Annotated in this window: 22 protein-coding genes; 7 read left to right on the forward strand and 15 right to left on the reverse strand. The window is 59.6% G+C overall.

All coding sequences use genetic code 11. The features are described from left to right. Window positions 1–123: 123 nt before the first annotated feature. The 3 genes from FBY12_RS15620 to FBY12_RS15635 all read right to left on the reverse strand — a co-directional run bounded on the left by FBY12_RS15620 (window position 124) and on the right by FBY12_RS15635 (window position 3,398). Window positions 124–1,053, reverse strand: a complete 930-nt coding sequence (locus FBY12_RS15620) for an SdiA-regulated domain-containing protein (protein WP_145253763.1) — start codon at window positions 1,051–1,053, stop codon at window positions 124–126. A 247-nt stretch (window positions 1,054–1,300) separates the two neighbouring features. Further along, window positions 1,301–1,966, reverse strand: a complete 666-nt coding sequence (locus tag FBY12_RS15630; RefSeq protein ID WP_101208159.1) for a fumarylacetoacetate hydrolase family protein — start codon at window positions 1,964–1,966, stop codon at window positions 1,301–1,303. Between the two features lie 37 nt (window positions 1,967–2,003). After that, window positions 2,004–3,398, reverse strand: coding sequence for an FAD-binding oxidoreductase (locus FBY12_RS15635; RefSeq protein ID WP_145253766.1), 1,395 nt, complete (start codon window positions 3,396–3,398; stop codon window positions 2,004–2,006). 204 nt (window positions 3,399–3,602) lie between these two features. Between FBY12_RS15635 and serA the strand changes: the two genes are divergently transcribed. After that, window positions 3,603–4,832 carry a phosphoglycerate dehydrogenase gene (serA, locus tag FBY12_RS15640; RefSeq protein WP_092276607.1) on the forward strand — a complete coding sequence of 410 codons (1,230 nt, stop codon included), beginning with the start codon at window positions 3,603–3,605 and terminating at the stop codon, window positions 4,830–4,832. A 62-nt stretch (window positions 4,833–4,894) separates the two neighbouring features. On the opposite strand, the gene FBY12_RS15645 is transcribed toward serA, so the two are convergent. Then, entirely contained in the window at window positions 4,895–5,326 is a 432-nt protein-coding gene (locus FBY12_RS15645; protein WP_145253769.1) for a DUF4399 domain-containing protein, read from the reverse strand. A gap of 135 nt (window positions 5,327–5,461) precedes the next feature. Between FBY12_RS15645 and FBY12_RS15650 the strand changes: the two genes are divergently transcribed. Then, a complete protein-coding gene (locus tag FBY12_RS15650) occupies window positions 5,462–6,049 on the forward strand; it encodes a transporter substrate-binding domain-containing protein (RefSeq protein ID WP_121733229.1) in 588 nt (195 codons plus the stop codon). Window positions 6,050–7,837: 1,788 nt separating this feature from the next. On the opposite strand, the gene FBY12_RS15655 is transcribed toward FBY12_RS15650, so the two are convergent. Both FBY12_RS15655 and FBY12_RS15660 read right to left on the reverse strand, forming a co-directional pair. Further along, window positions 7,838–8,323: a DUF523 domain-containing protein gene (locus FBY12_RS15655; protein WP_145253772.1), complete on the reverse strand. Its 486-nt coding sequence runs from the start codon at window positions 8,321–8,323 to the stop codon at window positions 7,838–7,840. A gap of 2 nt (window positions 8,324–8,325) precedes the next feature. After that, the gene (locus tag FBY12_RS15660; RefSeq protein WP_145253775.1) at window positions 8,326–8,958 is read right to left on the reverse strand and encodes a 2OG-Fe(II) oxygenase; all 633 of its coding nucleotides are present in this window, start codon (window positions 8,956–8,958) and stop codon (window positions 8,326–8,328) included. 108 nt (window positions 8,959–9,066) lie between these two features. Between FBY12_RS15660 and FBY12_RS15665 the strand changes: the two genes are divergently transcribed. After that, a complete protein-coding gene (locus tag FBY12_RS15665; protein WP_092276591.1) occupies window positions 9,067–9,798 on the forward strand; it encodes a DUF2059 domain-containing protein in 732 nt (243 codons plus the stop codon). Between the two features lie 130 nt (window positions 9,799–9,928). Here the strand turns inward: FBY12_RS15665 and FBY12_RS15670 are convergent, their stop codons facing one another. Beyond that, window positions 9,929–10,876, reverse strand: coding sequence for an alpha/beta hydrolase (locus FBY12_RS15670; protein WP_145253778.1), 948 nt, complete (start codon window positions 10,874–10,876; stop codon window positions 9,929–9,931). 97 nt (window positions 10,877–10,973) lie between these two features. Between FBY12_RS15670 and FBY12_RS15675 the strand changes: the two genes are divergently transcribed. Continuing rightward, on the forward strand, window positions 10,974–11,552 hold the full coding sequence (locus tag FBY12_RS15675; RefSeq protein WP_145253781.1) for a DUF6436 domain-containing protein: 579 nt from the start codon (window positions 10,974–10,976) through the stop codon (window positions 11,550–11,552). 118 nt (window positions 11,553–11,670) lie between these two features. Next, on the forward strand, window positions 11,671–14,073 hold the full coding sequence (locus tag FBY12_RS15680) for a penicillin acylase family protein (protein WP_145253784.1): 2,403 nt from the start codon (window positions 11,671–11,673) through the stop codon (window positions 14,071–14,073). 110 nt (window positions 14,074–14,183) lie between these two features. Here the strand turns inward: FBY12_RS15680 and FBY12_RS15685 are convergent, their stop codons facing one another. Further along, window positions 14,184–15,089: an AraC family transcriptional regulator gene (locus FBY12_RS15685; RefSeq protein WP_145253787.1), complete on the reverse strand. Its 906-nt coding sequence runs from the start codon at window positions 15,087–15,089 to the stop codon at window positions 14,184–14,186. A 110-nt stretch (window positions 15,090–15,199) separates the two neighbouring features. On the opposite strand from FBY12_RS15685, the gene FBY12_RS15690 reads away from it, so the two are divergent. Further along, window positions 15,200–15,541 (forward strand): carboxymuconolactone decarboxylase family protein, encoded by a 342-nt coding sequence (locus FBY12_RS15690; protein ID WP_092276575.1) that lies wholly within the window; start codon window positions 15,200–15,202, stop codon window positions 15,539–15,541. Window positions 15,542–15,714: 173 nt separating this feature from the next. On the opposite strand, the gene FBY12_RS15700 is transcribed toward FBY12_RS15690, so the two are convergent. Further along, entirely contained in the window at window positions 15,715–16,680 is a 966-nt protein-coding gene (locus FBY12_RS15700) for a GlxA family transcriptional regulator (RefSeq protein ID WP_145253790.1), read from the reverse strand. A gap of 339 nt (window positions 16,681–17,019) precedes the next feature. Between FBY12_RS15700 and FBY12_RS15705 the strand changes: the two genes are divergently transcribed. Next, window positions 17,020–17,661 (forward strand): HD domain-containing protein, encoded by a 642-nt coding sequence (locus FBY12_RS15705; RefSeq protein WP_145253794.1) that lies wholly within the window; start codon window positions 17,020–17,022, stop codon window positions 17,659–17,661. A gap of 116 nt (window positions 17,662–17,777) precedes the next feature. On the opposite strand, the gene FBY12_RS15715 is transcribed toward FBY12_RS15705, so the two are convergent. The 6 genes from FBY12_RS15715 to FBY12_RS15740 form a co-directional block, all read right to left on the reverse strand. Continuing rightward, window positions 17,778–18,668 (reverse strand): ABC transporter permease subunit, encoded by an 891-nt coding sequence (locus FBY12_RS15715; protein WP_092276566.1) that lies wholly within the window; start codon window positions 18,666–18,668, stop codon window positions 17,778–17,780. Then, a complete protein-coding gene (locus FBY12_RS15720) occupies window positions 18,665–19,546 on the reverse strand; it encodes an ABC transporter permease subunit (RefSeq protein ID WP_178076580.1) in 882 nt (293 codons plus the stop codon). Before FBY12_RS15720 ends, FBY12_RS15715 begins: the two co-directional genes overlap by 4 nt. A 35-nt stretch (window positions 19,547–19,581) precedes the next feature. Next, window positions 19,582–20,724, reverse strand: coding sequence for an ABC transporter ATP-binding protein (locus FBY12_RS15725; RefSeq protein WP_109502942.1), 1,143 nt, complete (start codon window positions 20,722–20,724; stop codon window positions 19,582–19,584). A gap of 73 nt (window positions 20,725–20,797) precedes the next feature. Beyond that, window positions 20,798–21,895: a polyamine ABC transporter substrate-binding protein gene (locus tag FBY12_RS15730; RefSeq protein WP_145253797.1), complete on the reverse strand. Its 1,098-nt coding sequence runs from the start codon at window positions 21,893–21,895 to the stop codon at window positions 20,798–20,800. A 239-nt stretch (window positions 21,896–22,134) separates the two neighbouring features. Next, on the reverse strand, window positions 22,135–23,232 hold the full coding sequence (locus FBY12_RS15735; protein ID WP_121733328.1) for a polyamine ABC transporter substrate-binding protein: 1,098 nt from the start codon (window positions 23,230–23,232) through the stop codon (window positions 22,135–22,137). A gap of 182 nt (window positions 23,233–23,414) precedes the next feature. Next, on the reverse strand, window positions 23,415–24,779 hold the full coding sequence (locus FBY12_RS15740; RefSeq protein WP_121733329.1) for an aspartate aminotransferase family protein: 1,365 nt from the start codon (window positions 24,777–24,779) through the stop codon (window positions 23,415–23,417). Window positions 24,780–24,796 lie beyond the last annotated feature (17 nt).

Here is a 24,796-nt window from a genome sequence, read left to right on the forward strand (position 1 = left end):
GCTCAAAAACAGGGCGGGCGGGATGAAATACCACGGCTGTCTGAACTGAAGCTTAATGGCCTATTGCCGCGGTGCAGCAGATTTACCCTAACCGGCGTCCGCGCGCCACCCTTGCGCTGTAGGCTATTTCTGTTTTTCGAAGCGATAAAACAGATTCGGCTCGCTGACTATGTACAGCGTGCCCGCCTCGTCCATGGTCACGCCTTCGGCGCGGGGGATGGTTTTCTTCAAACCGTTGAAGCCGCCGAGCAGGGTCATGAAGCTGACCTGCTCGCCCGTCTCGTCCAGTTCCAGCAACAAGTGCGAGTCGGCCGACAGCACCAGCGTGTGCCCGGTGCGCGGGTCGATGGCCAGCGCCGAGAGGTTACGGATGTCCAGTTCGTTGCTGGCGAGTTTCTGCTTGTCGCCGCTGAGCGTCTGGCTGCCGTCGCTTTTCCAGGTGAATAACGCGGGCGGGCGTTCTTCGCCGAGCAACAGTTGTTGATTGCGCGAATCCCAGGCGACCGCCTCGAACGCTTTGTTCTGATCCTCAGAGGTGCCGAGGTCGTATTTGGGGAAGTTGTCGCGTTGCAGTTCGCGAGTATCGGCATCGACTTTGACGATCGACAACATGTGTTCGCGCTCATCGGTGATGGCGATCAAACCATTGGCCATGACGGTCAGGCCTTCCGGGTTGCTCCAGCCCACCAGCGGCATTTTGCGCAGCACGTCGCCCTGCAGATTGAGCTCAACCAGGAACGGATTTTTGCCCATGACGGCAAACAGGGTTTTGGTTTGCGGGTTGTAAGCGAGGTCGGACGCCTCGTCCTTTTCCATGCCCGGCAGCGCTTTGCCATCGATCACTGCCTGGTAATCCGGCAGCCAGATGCTTTCCTTGCGCTCGGTCGGGCTCTCGAAACGCTCGAGCACCCACAGCAGGCCACGGTCGTCCCAATGCATCGCAAACGCCAAGCCGTAACCCGCAACGATCACCAGTAACAACCAGTAATACCAGCGCATGAAAAAGCGTGGACGGCGGGAAGTTTGTGCACTTGGAAGCGGTCGGGTGGCCATCGGGAATGCGTTCCAGAAATTCAGGCTAAGGGTAATAGCACAATCAGGGCTGGCTCAGCGGCCAGTGACCGAAGAATTATCCGGATGGGATGTGAAAAAAACGGCAAATGGCAAAACACCCTTTCCGGCCTCCACTAAACCAATGTGGGAGCGAGCTTGCTCGCGATGAGGCCGTGTCAGTCAACAGAGATGTCGAATGACAGGGCCTCATCGCGAGCAGGCTCGCTCCTACAGGGTTCAGCAGGGTTCAGCGGACGCTGCTGTTGAAGCTGCTTGCGCCAGGCAATTCCAGCACCAGTTCGTCGCCGACGTTCAGCGGGCCGACGCCGACCGGTGTGCCGGTCAGGATCACGTCACCGGCCTGTAGCGAGAAGCAGCCGGCCATGTACTGAATCATCGGCACGATCGGGTTGAGCATGTCCTTGCTGTTGCCGTCCTGGCGCACGTCGCCATTGATGGTCAGGCGAATGCCGATGTCGGTGAGGTCGGCGAAAGTGCTGGCGGCCACGAACGGCGCGATCACAGCGGCGCCATCAAACGACTTGGCGATTTCCCACGGCAAACCCTTGGATTTCAGCTCGGCCTGCTTGTCGCGCAAGGTCAGGTCGAGCGCCGGGGCGATGCCGGAGATCGCGTCGAGGACTTCTTCGCGGCTCGGTTTGGTCGACAGCGGTTTGCCGATCAACACCGCAATTTCCGCTTCGTAGTGCACCGAGCCACGCTCGGTCGGAATCGCAAAACCGCCTTCCAGCGGCACCACACAACTGCCTGGCTTGATAAACAGCAGCGGCTCGGTAGGCACCGGGTTGTCCAGTTCCTTGGCGTGTTCGGCGTAGTTACGGCCAATGCACACCACTTTCCCCAACGGGAAGTGAATCCGCGTGCCGTCGACATACTGGTGCTGATAGCTCATTTCCCGACTCCTGTTGCGTAGCGCTTAAGTTCGAAAATCAAACCGCGAAAATCTTGCCCGGGTTCATGATGCCGTTCGGGTCGAACACCGCTTTCACGGCTTTCATGTACTCGATCTCGACCGGCGAGCGGCTGTAGGTCAAGTAATCACGTTTGGTCATGCCCACACCGTGTTCGGCGGAAATCGAGCCGTTGTACTTCTCGACGGTCTCGAACACCCACTTGTTGACGGTCGCGCACTTGGCAAAGAACTCGTCCTTGCTGAGGTTTTCCGGTTTGAGGATGTTCAGGTGCAGGTTGCCGTCGCCGATGTGGCCAAACCAGACGATTTCGAAGTCCGGATAATGTTCGCCGACGATCGCGTCGATTTCCTTGAGGAACGCCGGGACTTTCGACACGGTGACCGAAATGTCGTTTTTGTATGGCGTCCAGTGCGAGATGGTTTCGGAGATGTACTCGCGCAGCTTCCACAGGTTCTGCAACTGGCTTTCGCTCTGGCTCATCACGCCGTCGAGCACCCAGCCCTGCTCCACGCAATGCTCGAAGGTTTCCAACGCGTGGTTGGCCACTTCTTCGGTGGTCGCTTCAAATTCCAGCAATGCGTAGAACGGGCAATCGGACTCGAACGGCGCCGGCACGTCACCGCGCGCCATGACTTTGGCCAGGGCCTTGTCGGAGAAGAATTCGAATGCGGTCAGGTCGAGCTTGCTTTGGAAGGCGTGCAGCACCGGCATGATCGAGTCGAAATCGGCGGTGCCGAGGACCATCGCGGTGAGGTTCTTCGGCGCGCGGTCGAGGCGCATGGTCGCTTCGACGACAAAACCCAGGGTGCCTTCAGCGCCGATAAACAACTGACGCAAGTCGTAACCGGTGGCGTTCTTGATCAGGTCGCGGTTGAGTTCCAGCACATCGCCCTTGCCGGTGACGACTTTCATGCCGGCGACCCAGTTGCGGGTCATACCGTAGCGAATCACCTTGATCCCGCCGGCATTGGTGCCGATGTTGCCGCCAATCTGGCTCGAACCTGCGGAGGCGAAGTCCACCGGGTAGTACAAGCCTTTTTCTTCAGCGACGTTCTGCAGATGCTCGGTGACCACGCCTGGCTGGCAAACGGCCGTGCGGTCAGTCAGGTTCACTTCGAGGATCTGGTTCATGTAATCGAACGACACCACCACTTCGCCATTCGCCGCCACGGCAGCGGCGGAAAGCCCGGTGCGACCGCCAGACGGCACCAGCGCCACTTTGTGCGTGTTGGCCCAACGGACGATGGCCTGGACTTGTTCGGTGGTCTTGGGAAACACGATGGCCGTCGGGGCCGGGGCGAAATGCTTGGTCCAATCCTTACCGTAAGCATTCAGGGAGTCGGCATCGGTCAGGACCTTGCCAGGCTCAACCAGGGTCTTCAGCTCTTCAATCAGGGCAGGATTGGTCATCGACAGAACTCTCGAACAATTCATGGTCATCCTGAGAACGCTTCACGTCGCAGGAATGAGTGTTTAGCGGGGTGCGTATGCTAGCATACCGACCCCGCAGGGTAGTGCCCAACGGCTATTCTGCGGCGACGGCTTTCCTGCCGTCCGGGTCAGCGTCTGCTGGCTATTTCCTGCCATTTTTCTCCGGGATACAGGTTTACGCAGATGAGCAAGACTTCTCTCGATAAGAGCAAGATCAAGTTCCTTCTTCTCGAAGGCGTCCACCAATCGGCTGTCGACGTTCTCAAGTCGGCTGGCTACACCAGCATCGAGTACCTCACCGGTTCTCTGCCGGAAGCCCAGCTGAAGGAAAAGATCGCTGATGCACACTTCATCGGCATTCGCTCCCGCACGCAGCTGACCGAAGAAATCTTCGATCACGCGAAGAAACTCGTCGCGGTCGGCTGTTTCTGCATCGGCACCAACCAGGTTGACCTGAACGCTGCCCGCGAACGCGGTATTGCCGTGTTCAACGCGCCGTACTCCAACACCCGCTCCGTGGCCGAGCTGGTGCTGGCCGAAGCGATCCTGTTGCTGCGCGGCATCCCTGAGAAAAACGCTTCCTGCCACCGTGGCGGCTGGATCAAGAGCGCGGCCAACTCCTTCGAGATCCGCGGCAAGAAGCTCGGCATCGTCGGTTACGGCTCGATCGGCACGCAGTTGTCGGTTCTGGCCGAAGGCCTGGGCATGCAGGTGTTCTTCTATGACACCGTGACCAAGCTGCCGTTGGGCAACGCGACGCAGGTCGGCAAGTTGACCGATCTGCTGGGCATGTCTGACATCGTCACCCTGCACGTTCCGGAAACCGCTGCCACCCAGTGGATGATCGGCGAGAAGGAAATCCGCGCCATCAAGAAGGGCGGCATTCTGATCAACGCGGCGCGCGGCACCGTGGTCGAGCTCGAAGCACTGGCGGACGCGATCAAGGACAAGCACCTGATCGGCGCGGCCATCGACGTCTTCCCGGTGGAGCCACGCTCCAACGACGAAGAGTTCGAAAGCCCGTTGCGTGGCCTCGACAACGTGATCCTGACCCCGCACATCGGCGGCTCCACCGCTGAAGCGCAAGCCAACATTGGTCTGGAAGTGGCGGAAAAACTGGTCAAGTACAGCGACAACGGTACGTCGGTGTCGTCGGTCAACTTCCCGGAAGTGGCCCTGCCGGCTCACCCTGGCAAGCACCGTTTGCTGCACATCCACGAGAACATTCCGGGCGTGATGAGCGAGATCAACAAGGTTTTTGCCGAAAACGGTATCAACATTTCCGGCCAGTTCCTGCAGACCAACGAGAAAGTCGGCTACGTCGTAATCGACGTCGACGCCGATTACTCGGAAATCGCCCAGGAGAAACTGCAGCACATCAACGGCACCATTCGTTGCCGGGTGTTGTTCTGACAGTTGCTTGAGCGATAAAAAAAGGGAGCCTTCGGGCTCCCTTTTTCATGCTTGCGAAAACATCATTCGACGTTGACGGTGATCTTTTTCGAAACGATTGGCGGCTCGAAAGCCATGTGTCCCTTGTCGCCCAACTCCAGCTGCAAAGTGTGTTTGCCTGGAGTCAGTTTCAGATCGGAAACCTTCACTTCCGTCTGCGCCTTGCCAAAATGCACATGTTTGGCATCTACCGGGATGACTTGACCGGCAGCAATCGGCGCGGTGTCGATCAGCAAATGGTGGTGACCTGAATGCGCAGTCGTGTCACCGGCAGGCGCCAGGGAGATGTCCTTGACGCCGAACTTGATTACCGCGTCCTGTTTGATGGTGGCGCCGTCTTCCGGGGAAACAATGAACGCTTCGGCGCCCTTGGGGGCCGGCGTGGCGGCCGTGGCCAGCATCGAAGCACCCATCAACAGGCCAGCCAACGCAGCTCGTGACATGAACGTTTTCATTCTCTTCTCCAGTTTTTCCGTAAAATCCGCACGGCCGTGACAACTTCACGGCCATTCGTTGTCGAAGGACCTCGACAACCATAGCAAAGCGAGCCTGAATCAGAGCATCGCAATAATGAATTCAAAGGAGTGACCATGCGCTTTTTGCCTGGCCTGATCTGCCTGCTACCCCTTTTGAGCCCGTTGGCTCATGCCGAACTGATTGACGATGTGTTCGATCGCGGTGAATTGCGCATCGCTTTAGAGGCTAATACACCGCCCTTCAATTTCAAGGACGACGGCAAACTGACCGGGTTCGAAGTCGAGTTGGGTCAGTTGCTGGCCAATGAGCTGGATGTGCGCGCCGATTTCGTCGTCACCGATAACGGCGACATGCTGCCCGGTGTCGAAACCGGCAAGTACGACGTCGCCATCAACCACATAGCAATGACCGCGGAACTCAAGGATCGTTTCGACTTCAGCCAGCCTTACAGCCACACCGATGCGCAATTGATCGCGCAGAAACCGGCGCAACCGCAGTCGATGCTGCTGGTGCAATCGTTGAACGCCGAGGCGCCGAAGGCCAGCGAGCCGGTAAGCCTGGCGATTCCGTTCCAGAAAGGTAACCCGGCGTTTCACGCAAGCCTGGACAACGCGCTGCAACGGATCAAGGCCGATGGAAGGCTGGAGGCGTTGACGCAGAAATGGTTCGGGGCGGATACGAGTGTAGAGCCCAAGCCCTGAGATTTTTGAGGCCTTTAGATCCACCCCTCACCCCAACCCTCTCCCCAGAGGGGAGAGGGGAAAGGGAGCCGATCTCCATGGTCTTCAAGGCCTGAGTTCGGCGTTTGATCGCGGCAGACCTGCTTTTTTCAAGACTTGAGTTCAACTCGGTCATTCAGGTCGATGTAGCGCCAAGGACAACTCGGTCAGTCCCCTCTACCCTCTGGGGAGAGGGTAAAGGGAGCCGACCTCCATGGTCTTCAAGGCCTGAGTTCGGCGTTTGATCGCAGTAGACCTGCTTTTTTCAAGACTTGAGTTCAACTCGGTCATTCAGGTCGATGTAGCCCCAAGGACAACTCGGTCAGCCCCCTCTACCCTCTGGGGAGAGGGTAAAGAGAGCCGATCTCCATGGTCTTCAAGGCCTGAGTTCGGCGTTTGATCGCAGTAGACCTGCTTTTTTCAAGACTTGAGTTCAACTCGGTCATTCAGGTCGATGTAGCGCCAAGGACGGCTCGGTCAGTCCCCTCTGCCCTCTGGGGAGAGGGTAAAGGGAGCCGATCTCCATGGTCTTCAAGGCCTGAATTCGGCGTTTGATCGCAATAGACCTGCTTTTTTCAAGACTTGAGTTCAACTCGGTAATTGAGGTCGATGTAGCTCCAAGGACAACTCGGTCAGTCCCCTCTACCCTCTGGGGAGAGGGGAAAGGGAGCCGATCTCCATGGTCTTCAAGGCCTGAGTTCGGCGTTTGATCGCAGTAGATCTGCTTTTTTCAAGACTTGAGTTCAACTCGGTAATTCAGGTCGATGTAGCCCCAAGGACAACTCGGGCAGTCCCCTCTACCCTCTGGGGAGAGGGGAAAGGGAGCCGATCTCCATGGTCTTCAAGGCCTGAATTCGGCGTTTGATCGCAGTAGATCTGCTTTTTTCAAGACTTGAGTTCAACTCGGTCATTCAGGTCGATGTAGCCCCAAGGACAACTCGGTCAGTCCCCTTTACCCTCTGGGGAGAGGGGAAAGGGAGCCGATCTCCATGGTCTTCAAGGCCTGAGTTCGGCGCTTGATCGCAGTAGACCTGCTTTTTTCAAGACTTGAGTTCAACTCGGTCATTCAGGTCGATGTAGCTCCAAGGACAACTCGGTCAGTCCCCTCTACCCTCTTGGGAGAGGGGTAAGGGAGCCGATCTCCATCGTCTTCAGGGCCTGAGTTCAGCGTTTGATCGCGGTGGACCTGCTTTTTTCAAGACTTGAGTTCAACTTGGTCATTCAGGTCGATGTAGCTCCAAGGACAACTCGGTCAGTCCCCTCTACCCTCTGGGGAGAGGGGAAAGGGAGCCGATCTCCATGGCCTTCAAGGCCTGAGTTCGGCGTTTGATCGCAGTAGATCTGCTTTTTTCAAGACTTGAGTTCAACTCGGTCATTCAGGTCGATGTAGCTCCAAGGACAACTCGGTCAGTCCCCTCTACCCTCTGGGGAGAGGGGAAAGGGAGCTGATCTCCATGGCCTTCAAGGCCTGAGTTCGGCGTTTGATCGCAGTAGACCTGCTTTTTTCAAGACTTGAGTTCAACTCGGTCATTCAGGTCGATGTAGCGCCAAGGACAACTCGGTCAGTCCCCTCTACCCTCTGGGGAGAGGGGAAAGGGAGCCGATCTCCATGGCCTTCAAGGCCTGAGTTCGGCGTTGGATCGCAGTAGACCTGCTTTTTTCAAGACTTGAGTTCAACTCGGTCATTCAGGTCGATGTAGCTCCAAGGACAACTCGGTCAGTCCCCTCTACCCTCTGGGGAGAGGGTTAGGGTGAGGGGTGGATTCAGGATCAGCTCAAAGCTCTCAAAGCCAGCGCCGCCTCAATCAACTCCAGCTCACTGAACACTTGCACGCCATGGCGCTTGAGCAACGCCGCCGTCACGCCTTCGCCGGCGACTTTCACGCCGCTGAACGTGCCGTCATAGGTCAGCAGATTCCCGCACGACGGGCTGTTGGCCTTCAACACGGCAATCCGGATCGCGTGCTTTTGCACCAGTTCCAGCGCCTGCCATGCCCCCGACAGAAACGCCGCGCTGACGTCCTCGCCGTCAGTGGTGATCACCAAAGCCTGGCCATCAAGCACTTCAGCGCCCTGCCCGCCCGGTATTTCCGCCGCCGCGCGCGGCGTCGGCAGCCCGCCCGCGACTTCCGGGCACAACGGCACCACCCGACCTTCGGCGATCCACTGGTCCAACAGATCAAACGGCCCACTCGCCCCGCCGTCGTAGCGCACGCGGTGACCGAGCAGGCAGCGGCTTACCAGAATCTTTTGCATGATCAGAACGGCTCGCTGCCGCGCCGGCGAAACCACCCGGTCAATGACAGGCGATCACGGGTCGCGGGCATGACTTCGTGAGGCACTTCGCCGGAAAGGAACACCACCAGGCAGCCGCCGATGGGCACCACGTTGTGCTCGACGTCGTCCTTCAAATACATGCGCAATTCGCCGCCGTGCTCCGGCAGCCAGGCGTCGTTGAGGTAAATCACCGCCGACACCATTCGCCGGTCGTCGTCACGGAAACGGTCGACATGCCGGAGGTAGAACGCGCCGGGCGGGTACATCGCGAAGTGGCTTTCGAAGTCTTCCAGACCGAGGAACAAACCTCGGTTCATCGCCTCGCGCAGGCTGTCCATCAGGCTCAGGTAGCTGTCGCAGGACTCGGCTTCACCTGGTTCGAGCCACTGAATATGGTCGCCGCGAATGCCTTCGCGAATCTCCGACGTCGGCCCCCGGCCTACCGCTGCCGGCGCCAACTCACCCTCGGCTGCACGTTTACGGCACTCAGCCGCCAACTCCCGGGTCAGACCCAGAGGCAGGAAAATATTCTGCTGCGACCAGCCCCGTTCGGCCAGGTCGTCGACGATACGCAACAGCAGTGGGTGATCAGAGGATATTTGCATGGCGCGCATAGTATTCCTGTGCCTGCAAATCCGACAGAGCCGCGCAGCGGGCTGATACGAATTCTCGACAAGTTCTTGTACCGCACGGAGAATAGTCGCCTGCTGACAGGAGTCCCTATGCGCCGTTTGCTTTTCTCACTGCTGATGTTCTGCGTTTTGCCCGCGTGGGCAGACGACCATGACCAGTTGTACAAGGTCGCCGGTTGGCCAGAACAACGCGCGCATTTCAACGAAGCCCTGTCGGCCGCGCAGCAGCGCTACCAGAACAGCCTGCCGCCAGCGGTGTTTCAGGCATTGCTGAACAACAGCAACCAGCGTTTCGCCCCGCAAGCCATGGATCAGCGCGCCGAAGCGCAATTTCGCCAGACCCTCGCCGATCCGAAACCGGCACTGACGTTTTTCCAGTCGCCGCTGGGCAAGAAGATCGTCGCTGCCGAATTGCTCGCGACTCGCCGCGATCAACTGGCGAAAAATGCCACGGGCTTGCCCAAGATCCAGGCCAGTGACAGCCGCCTGCTGATCATCGGCCACCTCGCCCAGGCCCTGCCCGCCCGCGAGGCCGGCGCCGAAGTGACCCTGGCGATTGCCGGCATCGCCGCTGACAGCTTGAGTTCGATGATCCCCGGTTTGCTCGGTGGCGGTCAGGCGCCGGGCATGTTGAACGGGCAGCGCCAGCGCTTGATGGATCAAATGAGCGCCGACCTCAACAACACGCTGCTCTACGTCTATCGCGACTTGTCGGATAACGAACTGGAAGAATTCGCAACGTTCGCCGAGTCGGCGGAAGGCAAAGCGTATTACCAGGCTGCGCTGGCGGCGATTCGCGCGGGGTTGGCGGTGGGGCAGTAGGATTTTTAGCCCTACCCAGTGATTTTTTGGTTCTTGATAGATCGCCTTCGCGGGCAAGCCTCGCTCCTACAGGGGATATGCATTCCAAATGTAGGAGCGAGGCTTGCCCGCGAAGAGGCTGGTAAGGCCGCTAAAGATTCCGCCCCTTGATCCGCTTGGTCAAAAACCCGAAATACTCCTCCCGCAACGCCGCCGTCTCATTCGCCAAATGATGCCGCGCCAACGGCAGCATCAACACCTGCGGCCGATCGAACTTGGCGTTCAGCACTGCAAGGTTATGCTGCCAATCCACCGTCATGTCCGCTTGCCCCTGCACAATCAGCGGTCGCCGCAAACTTTTCGGCGCCCCTTCGACACGCCTGATCCAGCGCCGCAGCGCCCCGACCCAAGCCGTCGGCAAACGCAGCGGCTGCAACGGATCGGCCTGCAGAAACGGCAGGAACGCCGGGTCATTGGAATTCTCGCTGAAGCGCCGTGCGATGCCTTTGACGAACGGCCGCAGCACGTGATAACTCAGCTGCGACCAGCCCCACGCCCGTGGCCGAACCAGCGGCGAGAGCAAAATAACCTGGCCCTGCGCCGGACTATCGACGCCGTGATTGAGCACATGATCGATCACGATCGCGCCGCCAGTGCTCTGCCCGCAGAGGTGCCACGGTTGCGGCAGACCCAGCGTTTGCGCTTCGACGAACAAGCCTTGCAGGGTGTCCTGATACTCGGCGAAATCCTTGATGCTCGCGCGCTCGCCGCTGGACAAGCCGTGCCCCGGCAAATCGCAGGCGATCACCGCAAAACCCTGATCCAGCGCCCATTCGATCACATGCCGATACAAACCGGTGTGATCGTAGAAACCGTGAAACACAAACAACGTCGCTTTCGCCCGCTCCGGCCACCAGACCTGGCCGACCACCTCATATTCCGCCACCTGAAAACGCCCCAGACCCTGGCGCAACGCGCGGCCCGGAAAGTCCAAAGCATAAAAATGCTGGTACGCCTGGCCCTGCGCCGACAACGGCTGCCACTCGGCCAATGGCCGCAGGCTGGCGCGTAGGTGATCGGGATCGAAAGTGGCAGGCATGGGTTATTCCAGAGCACGAAACAGACTTTATGGGCCTGCGATATTCATCTGTCGCGGCAAGCATGGCAAGCTGGGCGATCTTCGAGGATTGAAAGCCATGCGTCCGGCCTACCGCACCACTCTGCTTGCCAGCCTGCTCGCCCTCGTGTGCGCCGGCGTGTTGTGGGCGGCTTACGACTGGTTTCAGGGCCGCTACTTGCGCGCGTTCAGCGAACACACGGCAGTGTTTTCCGGCGACCCGCTGCGCCTGCCCGACGACCTCGCCGGCCCCGGCGCGATCCGCCTCGTGCATTTCTGGGACCCGGCCTGCCCGTGCAATGTCGGCAATCAACAGCACCTCAGCGAACTGGTCGAGCACTACGTGCCGCAAGGCGTCGAGTTTTACGCAGTGCAAAAACCTGGCAGCCACGGCCAATTGCCCAGCACCTTGAGCAGCCTGAAAAGCATCAACGTGTTGCCCGGCTCCGAGCAGATCCCGGCCAGCCCCGCCGTAGCGATCTGGGACCGCGCCGGAAAACTCGCCTATTTCGGCCCGTACAGCGAAGGCCTGACCTGCAACTCCAGCAACAGCTTTATCGAACCGATCCTGCAAGCGTTGAACCAGGGCCGCAGCGTCAGCGCGACGCACACGCTGGCGGTGGGTTGCTATTGCCCGTGGCCGGTGCAAACGCAGTAAGGCATTCCGGACTATTCAAGGACCACAGTGCCCGGCACGGGAGGTCTGTGCTAAACGTTGGCAGCTCACAGCGGCGGCCATGCAGAAAAGCGGTTCGCCAGAAGAACAGGGAGTCACCATGAAGCGCGTCCTGACCGTACTTGCCTTGCTGATCATCGCGCTGGCCGTTGGCGTCGGCGTTTATCTGTACAGCAAGCAGCCGACACGCCAGGGCCAGGTCGAGTTGCGCAACCTGCAAGGCTCGGTGACTGTGCGCTACGACGAGCGCGGCGTGCCGCACTTGCGCGCCGAGAATGAAACCGACCTTTATCGCGCCCTCGGCTACATCCACGCCCAAGACCGCTTGTTTCAGCTGGAAGCCATGCGCCGTCTCGCTCGTGGTGAACTGGCGGAAGTTCTCGGGCCGAAACTGCTCGACACCGACAAACTGTTCCGTAGCCTGCGCATCCGCGAACGCGCTGACCGTTATGTCGCCGCACTGGATCGCCAGTCGCCGGCGTGGAAAGCCCTGCAAGCGTATCTGGACGGGATCAACCAATATCAGGACAGCCACGCCGCGCCGGTCGAGTTTGACGTGCTGGGCATCCCTAAACGCCCGTTCACCGCTGAAGACAGCATCAGCGTCGCCGGTTACATGGCCTACAGTTTTGCCGCCGCGTTTCGCACCGAGCCGTTGATGACGTACGTGCGCGATCAGCTCGGCGCCGATTACCTGAACATCTTCGACCTCGACTGGCAGCCCAACGGCGTCCTCGCCAAAACCCACAGCCAACCCGGCGTGGCCCTCGCCGCCAGCGATTGGAAAGACCTCAACGCCCTCGCCCGTTTGAGCGAACAGGCGCTGGCCGACAACGGCTTGCCGCAGTTCGAGGGCAGCAACGCCTGGGCCATCGCCGGCAATCGCAGCAAGAGCGGCAAACCGCTGTTGGCCGGTGATCCGCACATACGCTTTTCGGTTCCGTCGGTGTGGTACGAGGCGCAATTGTCGGCGCCGGGTTTCGAGTTGTACGGGCATCATCAGGCGCTGGTGCCGTTTGCGTTTCTGGGGCACAACCTGGATTTCGGCTGGAGCCTGACCATGTTCCAGAACGACGATCTGGACCTGATCGCCGAGAAGGTCAACCCGGACAATCCGAATCAGGTCTGGTATCGCGGCCAGTGGGTGGACCTGCTCAACAGCGAACAGCAGATCGCCGTGAAAGGTCAGGCGCCGGTCACGCTGACCCTGCGTCAATCGCCGCACGGGCCGATCATCAACGACGCGCTCGGCACTGCTGCAGGCAAAACGCCGATTGCGATGTGGTGGGCGTTTCTGGAAACGCCGAACCCGATTCTCGAAGGCTTCTACCAACTCAACCGCGCCGACACGCTGGCCAAGGCGCGCGCCGCCGCAGCCAAGGTGCAAGCGCCGGGGCTGAACATCGTTTACGCCAATGCCAAGGGTGATATCGGTTGGTGGGCTGCGGCGTTATTGCCCAAGCGGCCGGCCGGGGTCAAGCCGGGTTTCATCCTCGACGGCAGCAGCAATCAGCCGGACAAGGAAGGTTTTTACCCGTTCAACGCCAACCCGCAGGAAGAAAACCCGGCGCGCGGCTACATCGTCTCGGCCAACTTCCAGCCGGTTTCGCCGACCGGCATGGAAATCCCCGGTTACTACAACCTGGCTGATCGCGGCCAGCAGCTGAATCGCCAACTCAGCGACAAAAACGTGAAGTGGGACAACGAGGCCAATCAGCAGCTGCAACTGGGCACCACCACCGCGTACGGCCCGCGCCTGCTCGCGCCGCTGCTGCCGATATTGCGTGAGGTGGTCAGCGACCCGGCCGAGCGCAAACTGCTTGAACAACTGGCGTTGTGGCCGGGCGACTATCCGCTGGACTCGATCAGCGCCACGCTGTTCAACCAGTTTCTGTTCAACCTCACCGACGCGACGCTGCGCGATGAGCTGGGCAATGACTTTTTCGAAACCCTGCTTTCCACCCGCGTGATCGACGCCGCGTTGCCGCGCCTGGCTGCCAGCGCCGATTCGCCGTGGTGGGACAACCGCGCCACGCCCGCCAAAGAGACCCGCGCCGACACGGTCAAAGTCGCCTGGCAGGCGAGCATCGCGCATCTGAAAACCACGCTCGGCGCCGATTCTGCGCAATGGCTGTGGGGCAAGGCGCACACGCTGACTCATGGTCATCCGTTGGGCACGCAAAAGCCGTTGGAGCGGATTTTCAACGTCGGCCCGTTCGAGGCACCCGGCACCCACGAAGTGCCGAACAACCTTTCGGCGAAAATCGGCCCGGCGCCGTGGCCGGTGACTTACGGGCCATCGACGCGGCGGCTGATCGACTTCGCCGACGCGGCGCACAGCCTGACCATCAACCCGGTCGGGCAAAGTGGCGTGCCGTTTGATCGGCACTATGAGGATCAGGCTGAGGCGTATATCGACGGCATGTACGTGCAGGCGCATTTCAGCGATGAAGAAGTCACGGCGAATACGCGCAGCACGTTGAAGCTATTGCCCGCGCGGTAGTTTTTTGTTGTTTGTACTGCCGTCTTCGCGGGCAAGCCTCGCTCCTACAGATCTCACCGTCCGCAGGAGCGAGGCTTGCCCGCGAAGAGGCCATCATTGGCGCCGAAGATCTAAATCCCGCGCCGCACCCGACCCGGCGCTTCGCCGTAGATCTCCTTGAATTTCTTGCTGAACGCCGCTTGCGATTGGTAGCCGACCTGCAACGCGATATCGCTCAAACCCAGGTGCGATTGGCTGAGCAGACTGAACGCCAATTCCATCCGAATCTGCGTCAGCAACACCCACGGCGAAACCCCCGCCACTTTCACGAACGCCCGCATGAACGTCGCGCGGGACATGTTCGCGGCGTCGGCGAGGCTGTCGATGGTCCACTCGTGCGCCGGGTCCGCGAGCATCGCTTGCCAGGCGCGGCCGAGGCGTTTGTCGGCGAGTAACGCCAGCGCACCGCTGGCCGGGCCGAGCGTTGCCAGATGCGCGCGCAGCATCAGGGTGAACAAGGCTTGCGACAACGCGTCGAGCAAGAACTTCGCCCCCGCCTGATTGCCGTCCGCCTCGCCGCGCAGCACCTCGACCAGCGCCGGCAACGGCCCGTTGGCTGGCAGTGCGCCGCTGGGGATTACCAGATAATCCGGCAGCGAGGCAAACAGCAGTGAGGCGCGGTTGTAGTGAAAAGTGCCGCAGAGCATGTCCAGGTCCGGGCTGGCGTTGCCGATGCGATGCACCGGCAACGCACCGCCACGGATGATTTGCCGGTCGCTGGGCGCAACGGTTTTGCCGGGGCTGTGGATAACGTGGGGCGTACCGCCGGGCAGCAGCAGAATATCCCCGGCGCGCATCGGCAGACGCTGGCCGTCGGGGAATTCGACGCGGCAATCGCCGGCCAGCACGATGTGATACGGCGCCTTGCCCAACACTTCCTGCTCGTGGGCCAGCGCCCAGTCGCCCTGGAATTGGCAGCGCAAATCCAGAGTCCCGCGCACGTTGGCGAGGGTAATGAGTTTATCGATCGGATTCATTTGAGCGCATCGAAGAAATGACTGAGCGCATCGGACAAAACCGGGCCGCGCCAAAGGGCAAAACTGAGCGTGTCGAAACAGTACACCCAACCTGCTCAGGAGTTAATGCAATGTTCAATAACTGGTCCGAACTGCTGCCCACCATCCAGAAAGCCTTTGGCGCGCTGGGCAAAAGCAACCCGAAAATGGTCAAGGCCTACATGGCGCTGGGCGAGGCCGCTGCCGAAAACGATGTGCTGGATGTGAAAACCCGCGAGTTGATCTCGATTGCGGTGGCGATCACCACGCGCTGCGACGGCTGTATCGCTTCGCACACGGCAGCGGCGATCAAGGCTGGCGCCAGTCGTGAGGAAGTCGCGGCGACCCTGGCCACTGCAATTTCGCTGAATGCCGGCGCGGCGTACATCTACTCGCTGCGCACGCTCGAGGCGTATGACACCCTGAAAAACTGAAGCGAAAACTGTGGCGAGGGGGCTTGCCCCCGTTGGGTTGCGAAGCAACCCCAAATCCCCAACCCGGTTGCATCAGGCACACCGCGGTTTATGGATTTGGGAGTGCTTTGCACTCCAACGGGGGCAAGCCCCCTCGCCACAGCAAGCTCGCTCCCACAAGGTCGGTGTTTTGCCTAGACCATCGCGGTGAAGTTGCGGCGAAATTGCTGCGGCGTCACGCCCAGTCGGCGGTTGAACACGCTGCGCATGTGCTGGGCGTCGCGAAAGCCGCATTGATAGGCCACGGTTTTCAACGGCGAACGCGTGCTTTCCAGCAACACCCGCGCCGCATCCACGCGCGCCCGCTCGACAAACTCCGCCGGCGTCACTTTGGCTTCCTTGGCAAACACCCGGGAAAAATTGCGCGCGCTCATGTTGGCGGCGTTCGCCAAATCGGACAGCGCCAGATCGCCAGTCAGATTGGCCAGCACGTAGAGCTGCACCAACGCCACCGCTGAAGTCGGTTCGGCGTGCGGCGTGAGGAACGGGCTGAACTGCGATTGCCCGCCCGAGCGCTGGGTGAACACCACCAGCCGCTTGGCGACGCTGAGCGCGACTTCCGGGCCGTGATCGCGCGCCAGCAGATACAGCGACAAATCGATCCCCGCCGTGACCCCGGCCGAGGTGTAAAGCTCGCCGTCCTGCACGTACAAACGATCGGCCTCGACCTGCGTGCCCGGCAACAACGCCGCCAGCGCAGGCGCGTCGTCCCAATGCGTGGTCACGGTGCGCCCGTCGAGCAAACCCGCACGCGCGAGAATAAACGCGCCGTTGCAGATCGAGCCAAAACGCCGCGCCCGCGCGCAGGCATCGCGCAGCCAGGCATCAAACGTCGCGCCAAAGTTCATGAACGGCAACTGCGGCCCGCCCGCCACCAGTAGCAAGTCGTAAGCGTCGAGTGCGGTGCTGAAATGCCGATGCGCGTTGAGCGACAAACCGTTGGAGCACGGCATCATCCCGCGCTCGACGCCAATGACCTCGAGCCGATAGTGATCGTCCGGCGCAAGAAAACGATTGGCCTCGGAAAACACATCCATGGGCCCGGTGACGTCCAGCGCCTGAACCCCGGAAAACACCACGATGGCGACGGTTTTTTGCATGGCTCGAATCGCCTCTCTGACTTCAAGTTTCAACATGGCAAATACAAAACTGTGGTGAGGGGGCTTGCCCCCGTTGGAGTGCGCAGCACTCCCATTCCGGCACACGCGGTGACGAGAAACAGGGCTGCTGCGCAACCCAACGGGGGCAAGCCCCCTCGCCACAAAAAAAGCTCAAACGCTGCGGTCAACCCTAGCCAATCCGCGCGCAACTAGCGAGGTTGGCGCGATTTGCATGCTCATTGGCCGGGATCGCAGGCATGCCGCGATTGTTCGTCGCTCGCGGCGAGAACAGACTTTCCCCAGCAGCGCCGCCACGGCGTTCCCCACGAGGAAAGCAGCATGAGCAACATCATTGCCGGCATCAAAATCCCCGACAGCGCGTTGGCCAAAGCCACCACCGAATACATCCGCGACGTCGAATCCGATCTGCTTTACCACCACTCGCGCCGGGTGTTCCTGTTCGGCGCGTTGAGCGGTGAACGCCAACAACTGGCCTACAACCCCGAGCTGCTTTACGTCGGCGCGATGTTCCATGATTTGGGGCTGGTTGAAGGTCAGCGCAGCGATGGCGAGCGTTTCGAAGTCGACAGTGCCAACGCTGCCAAAGCGTTTCTCAAACCGTATGGTTTGAGCGATGACGACATCGAGCAAGTCTGGCTGTCGATTGCCCTGCACACCACTCCAGGCGTGCCGCAGCATTTACGGCCGAACGTGGCGTTGGTGACGGCGGGGGTCGAGATGGATGTGCTCGGCATCGATTACGCGGCGTTCCCGAGCGAGCAGCGTGAAGCGGTGGTGCACGCTCACCCGCGTGGCGACGGGTTCAAGGAATGCATCCTGTGTGCCTTCGCCAACGGCTTCAAGCACAAACCAGAGACCACGTTTGGCACGGTCAACGCGGACGTGCTGGTGGACAGCGAGCCGGGATTCAAACCGATGAACTTCGTCGAGATCATCCGCAAATCCCCTTGGGTGTCCTGAAACAACGGTGGGAGCGAGCTTGCTCGCGATGAGGGCATAACATTCAACGAAAGCGTTGAATGACAGTCCGCTATCGCGAGCAAGCTCGCTCCCACAGGGGAACGAGCATTGCAGGGTCAGGCCGCTTGCGGCGCTTGCGGACGGCGCACGTCCGGTTGCTTCCACGAATCGGCGGCGCTTTCTTCGATGGCTTGCTGGATTGCGCGTTTGCGGTTTTCTTCGGCGCGGCGGCTGAAGAACCAGACCAGGAAGGTCACGATCGACACCGCCAGCAGAATCAGGCTCGCCACCGCGTTGATTTCCGGTTTCACGCCCAGACGCACCGCCGAGAACACTTCCATCGGCAAGGTCGTCGAGCCCGGCCCGGAAACAAAACTCGCCAGCACCAGGTCATCCAGCGACAGCGCGAACGACATCATCCCGCCCGCCGCCAGCGACGGCGCGATCATTGGAATGGTGATCAGCAGAAACACCTTCCACGGCCGCGCGCCGAGGTCCATCGCCGCCTCTTCGATCGACAGGTCCAGCTCACGCAAGCGCGCCGACACCACCACCGCCACATACGCCGCACAGAATGTCGTGTGCGCGATCCAGATGGTGACGATGCCGCGTTCCTGCGGCCAACCGATCATCTGCGCCATCGCCACAAACAACAGCAACAGCGACAGACCGGTGATCACTTCCGGCATCACCAACGGCGCCGTCACTAGCCCGCCGAACAGCGTGCGGCCCTTGAAGTGGGTGATGCGCGTCAGCACAAACGCTGCCAGCGTGCCCAGTGCCACTGCGGCAATCGCGGTGTAGCAGGCGATTTCCAGCGAGCGCAATACCGAGCCCATCAGTTGCGTGTTGTCGAGCAAACCGACGTACCACTTGATCGACCAGCCGCCCCACACCGTCACCAGTTTCGAGGCGTTGAACGAGTAGATCACCAGGATCAGCATCGGCGCGTAGATGAACAGCAAACCGACGATCAGCATGAAACTCGAGAAACGGAAGCGCTTCATTCTTTACCCTCCATTTCCTTGGCCTGACTGCGGTTGAACAGGATGATCGGCACGATCAGGATCGCCAGCATCACCACCGCCAGGGCAGACGCCACCGGCCAGTCACGGTTGTTGAAGAATTCTTGCCAGAGCACTTTACCGATCATCAAGGTTTCCGGACCGCCGAGCAGTTCCGGAATCACGAACTCGCCGACCACCGGAATGAAGACCAGCATGCACCCGGCGACAATGCCGTTTTTCGACAGCGGAATAGTGATTTTCCAGAAGCTGTTGAACGTGCTCGAACCGAGGTCCGACGCGGCTTCCAGCAGGCTGTTGTCGTGTTTCACCAGGTTGGCGTAGAGCGGCAGGATCATGAACGGCAGATAGGAATAAACCACGCCGATGTAGACCGCCAAGTTGGTATTGAGGATCTGCAGCGGTTCGTCGATCCAGCCCATGGTCATCAGGAAACCGTTGAGCAAACCGTTGTTGCTGAGGATGCCCATCCACGCGTACACGCGGATCAGAATCGCGGTCCAGGTCGGCATCATGATCAGCAACACCAGCACCGTTTGCAGCTCTTTGCGCGCGGTGGCGATGGCGTAGGCCATCGGGTAGCCGATCAGCAGACAGAGGACGGTGCTGATCAGTGCCATCTTCAGCGAGCCGAGGTACGCGGCGATGTACAGTTCGTCGTCGCCGAGCATCGCGTAGTTGCCGAGGTTGAGCAGCAGTTGCAGCTTCTGCTCGGCGAAGGTGTAGATCTCGGTGTACGGCGGGATGGCCACGTCGGCTTCGGCGAAGCTGATCTTCAAGACGATGAAGAACGGCAACATGAAGAACAGGAACAGCCAGATGAACGGGACCCCGATGACCAGTTGGCGGCCATTGGGGATTATTCGGTTGATACGGCGTTTGAATTTGCGCATGTTCATGAGCGAAGTACCACGCCGCTGTCGTCTTCCCAATACACGTAAACCTGATCGCCCCAGGTCGGACGCTGGCCACGGCGCTCGGCGTTGGCCACGAACGACTGCACCAGTTTGCCGCTCGGCAATTCGACGTAGAACACCGAATGGCCGCCGAGGTAGGCGATGTCGTGGACCTTGCCGCTCGACCAGTTGTATTCGCAGGTCGGCATCTCGGCGGTGACCAGCAGTTTCTCCGGACGAATCGCGTAAGTGACCGACTTGTCCTGCACCGAGGTGCTGATGCCGTGGCCGACGTAAATCTGCCGATCGAGGTCTTTGCAGGTGATGGTCGCGTAACCCTCGGCGTCGTCGATCACTTCGCCTTCGAAGATGTTGACGTTGCCGATGAATTCGCAGACCAGACGGCTGGTTGGGGTTTCGTAGATGTCGATCGGGCTGCCGATCTGCGCGATCCAGCCCAGGTGCATGATCGCAATGCGTTCGGCCATGGTCATGGCCTCTTCCTGGTCGTGGGTGACCATGACGCAGGTTACGCCGACGCGCTCGATGATCTCGACCAGCTCAAGCTGCATCTGCGAACGCAGTTTTTTATCCAGTGCGCCCATCGGTTCGTCGAGCAGCAACAGCTTTGGCCGTTTGGCCAGCGAACGCGCCAGCGCCACACGCTGACGCTGGCCGCCGGACAACTGATGCGGTTTGCGTTTGGCGAACTGGCTCATCTGCACCAGTTTGAGCATTTCCGCCACACGCGCATCGACTTCAGCCGCCGGGATCTTGTCCTGCTTGAGGCCGAACGCGATGTTCTGCGCCACGGTCATGTGCGGGAACAAGGCGTAGGACTGGAACATCATGTTGATCGGCCGCTCGTACGGCGGCATATCGGTGATGTCCACGCCATCGAGGAAAATGCGCCCCTCCGTGGGCCGTTCAAACCCTGCGAGCATGCGCAGCAAGGTGGATTTGCCCGATCCCGAACCGCCGAGCAGGGCGAAGATTTCGCCCTTCTTGATTTCCAGGGACACGTCGTCCACGGCAATCGTCTCGTCGAACTTCTTCGTGACCCGGTCGATTTTGACCAACACCTGTTTCGGTGTCTGGTCGCCCTCGAGGGCTTTCTTGTAGGCGCCGGAGGCAACTGCCATTTACGAAACTCCCAAAACAAAAGAGTGCAGTTCGCTCAAGGTGAGCCAACCTTGGTTAGTTTGATCCTTGCCGCTATTTGCCCGACTTGACCTTGGTCCAGCTGCGGGTCATCAAACGTTGAATGTTCGGTGGTAACTCGGTCGATACGTAAGTTTTGTCGAGCACCGCTTGCGGCGGATAAACCGAAGCGTCGGTGCGAATCGACTGTTCCATCAACTTGTCCGACGCCGGGTTCGGGTTGGCGTAACCCACGTAATCACTGACCTGGGCAATGACTTCGGGTTTGAGCAGATAGTTGATGAACGCATGCGCTTCTTTGACATTGGCCGAGTCCTTAGGAATCGCCAGCATGTCGAACCACAGCGCCCCGCCCTCTTTCGGAATCGAGTAAGCGATGTTCACGCCTTTCTTCGCTTCTTCGGCGCGGTTTTTTGCCTGGAACATGTCGCCGGAGAAACCGATGGCGATACAGATGTCGCCGTTGGCCAAATCCGAGATGTATTTGGACGAGTGGAAATACGTCACGTAAGGCCGTACCGCGAGCAACTTGGCTTCAGCCTTTTTGTAATCCTTGGGATCGGTGCTGTTGGCGTTCAGGCCCATGTAGTTGAGAACGGTGGGCATCATTTCATCGGCGGAATCGAGGAACGCGACGCCGCAGCTGTGCAGTTTCTTGATGTTCTCCGGCTCGAACAGCACGCTCCACGAATCGATCTTGTCGACGCCGAGCACGGCTTTGATTTTGTCGACGTTGTAACCGATGCCGTTGGTGCCCCACAGGTACGGCACGGCGTACAAGTTGCCCGGATCATTCTGTTCCAGGCGCTTGAGCAAGACCGGATCAAGGTTGGCGTAGTTGCTCAGTTGTTTCTTGTCGAGCTTCTGGAAAGCGCCAGCCTTGATCTGCTTGCCGAGGAAGTGGTTGGACGGCACGACCACGTCGTAACCGGTACGCCCGGCCAGCAACTTGCCTTCCAGGGTTTCGTTGGAGTCGAAGACGTCGTAAACCGGCTTGATCGAACTCTCTTTCTCGAAGTCGGCCAAGGTGTTCGGACCGATGTAATCCGACCAGTTATAAATATGCACAGTGCCGGCAGCCTGGACACTGAAGGCCAGTGTCAACCCGGCGCCGACCAGCATGGCGTTGCGCAACAAAGAAAAAATAGGCAAGTGGAGGTCCTCTAAAATTAGTTGGGCCCAAGTTGCCCCGCGTGCATGACAGCCGTAGCTGCCTGACAACAAAACCGGCGCGCAACTTACCCTCGATAAACCTTTGCAGCAAACTTTATGCAGAAACCTGTAGGAGTGAGCCTGCTCGCGATGCTCTTTAACGATCGCGCTGGAGTGCCTGATAAAACGTGGCGCTCTCAGGTTCATCGCGAGCAGGCTCGCTCCTACAGGGTTAACACTTACTTACCGGATTTAATCTTGGTCCAGCTGCGAGTCATGATCCGCTGGGTCGCGGCCGGCAGGTCGGCAATCGCGTACAGCTTGGCCAATACGTCAGCCGGTGGATAAACGCCCGGGTCGCTGGTGATGTCTTTATCGACCAGTGCCGTGGCCGCAGCGTTACCGTTCGGGAAACGCACCGCGTTGGTGATTTCAGCCATGATTTCCGGCTTCTGCAGGAAGGTCATGAACTTGTAGGCGCCTTCGACGTTTTCGGCATCTTTAGGGATGGCGACCATGTCGTAGAAGCTGCCCGCACCTTCTTTCGGAATGTTGTAACTGACTTTCACCTTGTCACCGGCTTCAGCCGCGCGGGACTTGGCCTGGTAAATGTCACCCGAGTAACCGACCGCGACGCAGATGTTGCCGTTGGCCAGGTCGGAGATGTACTTGGACGAGTGGAAGTAGCCCACCGAAGGACGAATCTTCAGGAACAGTGCTTCGGCTTCGGCCAGTTGTTTTTTGTCCTGGCTGTCGGTTGGATAGCCCAGGTAATGCAACGCCACCGGAAGCATCTCGGTTGGCGAATCGAGGAAACTGATGCCGCAGGATTTCAACTTGGCAGCGTTTTCAGGTTTGAACAGCAAGTCCCAGGAATTGGTTGGCGCATCGGCACCCAGTGCAGCCTTGACCTTCTCGGCGTTGAAGCCAATGCCGATCGAACCCCACATGTACGGGAAGGCATGTTCGTTGCCCGGGTCGCTGACCGACACGGCTTTGAGCAGGTCCGGATTCAGGTTCTTCCAGTTAGGCAGCTTGGACTTGTCCAGCTTCTGGTAAACGCCGGCCTTGATCTGCTTGGCGAGGAAGTTGTTCGACGGCACAACGATGTCATAGCCGGACTTGCCCGCGAGCAACTTGGCTTCCAGCGTTTCGTTGCTGTCGAACACGTCGTAGACCACTTTGATCCCCGACTCGGCTTCGAACTTCTTGACGGTATCCGGCGCGATGTAATCGGACCAGTTGTACACGTGCAGGACCTTGTCATCCGCCTGAACTGCACCCGCCATCACGCCCATAAGGGACATGGCGAGGAGGGTCTTGCCAGCTAACTTCATACCTAATGCCTTCATGGGTAATGCTCCAGTTTTTCTTTTTAACCACGTGTCCGGCGATCTGTCACAGGGCATCCGAACGACCGGTAGTCTGGCAAGTTCCGAGGCAGGCTTTCAAGGAAAGTCCGAGCCTTTGTTTGCGCTGAGCGAAGTGCCGACCGCGCACCTCGCTCAGAGCCTAGCACTTAGCCCTGCAGCGCACTCAGGGTCAGGTCCAGGCACTTGCGTGCCTTGGTCACCAGTTCATCGATCTCCGCCTCGGTAATCACCAGTGGCGGCGAGATGATCATGGTGTCGCCCACCGCGCGCATGATCAGCCCGTTGTCGAAGCAGAAGGTCCGGCAAATCATGCCGACGCCCTTGCCTTCGTAACGCTTGCGAGTGGCTTTGTCCTGCACCAGTTCAATCGCCCCCAGCATGCCGACGCCGCGCACTTCCCCCACCAACGGGTGATCGCTCAGCTCCCGCAGACGCTTTTGCAAATAGGGTGCCGTTTCAGCGTGGACGCGCTCGATAATTTTTTCTTCGCGCAGGATGCGGATGTTTTCCAGCGCCACCGCAGCAGCCACCGGGTGCCCGGAATAAGTGAAACCGTGGTTGAAATCGCCGCCCTCGTTGAGCACTTTCACCACCTCGTCACGGACGATCAGGCCACCCATTGGGATGTAACCGGAAGTCAGACCCTTGGCGATGGTCATCATGTCCGGTTGCAGATCGTAATGATCGCTACCGAACCACTCACCGGTGCGGCCGAAACCACAGATCACTTCATCGGCGACGAACAGGATGTCGTACTTCGCGAGGATTTCCTTGATGCGCGGCCAGTAAGTCTCTGGCGGCACGATCACGCCACCGGCGCCCTGGATCGGCTCGGCAATAAAGGCACCGACGTTATCCACGCCGACTTCGAGAATTTTTTCTTCCAGTTGATTGGCCGCCCAGATGCCGAATTCTTCCGGGCTCATGTCGCCGCCTTCACCGAACCAGTACGGCTGGGCGATGTGGACGATGCCCGGGATCGGCAAGTCGCCCTGTTCGTGCATGTAAGTCATGCCGCCAAGGCTCGCGCCGGCCACGGTGGAACCGTGATAACCGTTCTTGCGGCTGATGATGACTTTCTTGTTCGGCTGGCCTTTGATCGCCCAATAGTGGCGAACCATCCGCAGCATGGTGTCGTTGCCTTCGGAGCCGGAACCGGTGAAGAACACGTGGTTCATGCCCTTCGGCGCGATGTCGGCGATGGCTTTGGCCAGCTCCAGCACCGGCGGGTGCGCAGTCTGGAAAAACAGATTGTAGTAAGGCAGTTCGCGCATCTGTTTGGCGGCGGCATCGGCCAGTTCATCGCGACCGTAACCGATCGCCACGCACCACAGGCCGGCCATGCCGTCGAGGATCTTGTTGCCTTCACTGTCCCAAAGATAAACGCCCTTGGCGCTGGTGATGATGCGCGGGCCTTTCTCTTTGAGTTGTTTGAAATCGCTGAACGGCGCCAAGTGGTGATCGCTGCTCAAGGCTTGCCATTCACGTGTTTGCGGATTGTTGCTGGTCATGCGAATTCTCCTGTTGA

It is taken from the genome of Pseudomonas sp. SJZ131, from assembly GCF_007828705.1.
Lineage (GTDB): Bacteria > Pseudomonadota > Gammaproteobacteria > Pseudomonadales > Pseudomonadaceae > Aquipseudomonas > Aquipseudomonas prosekii.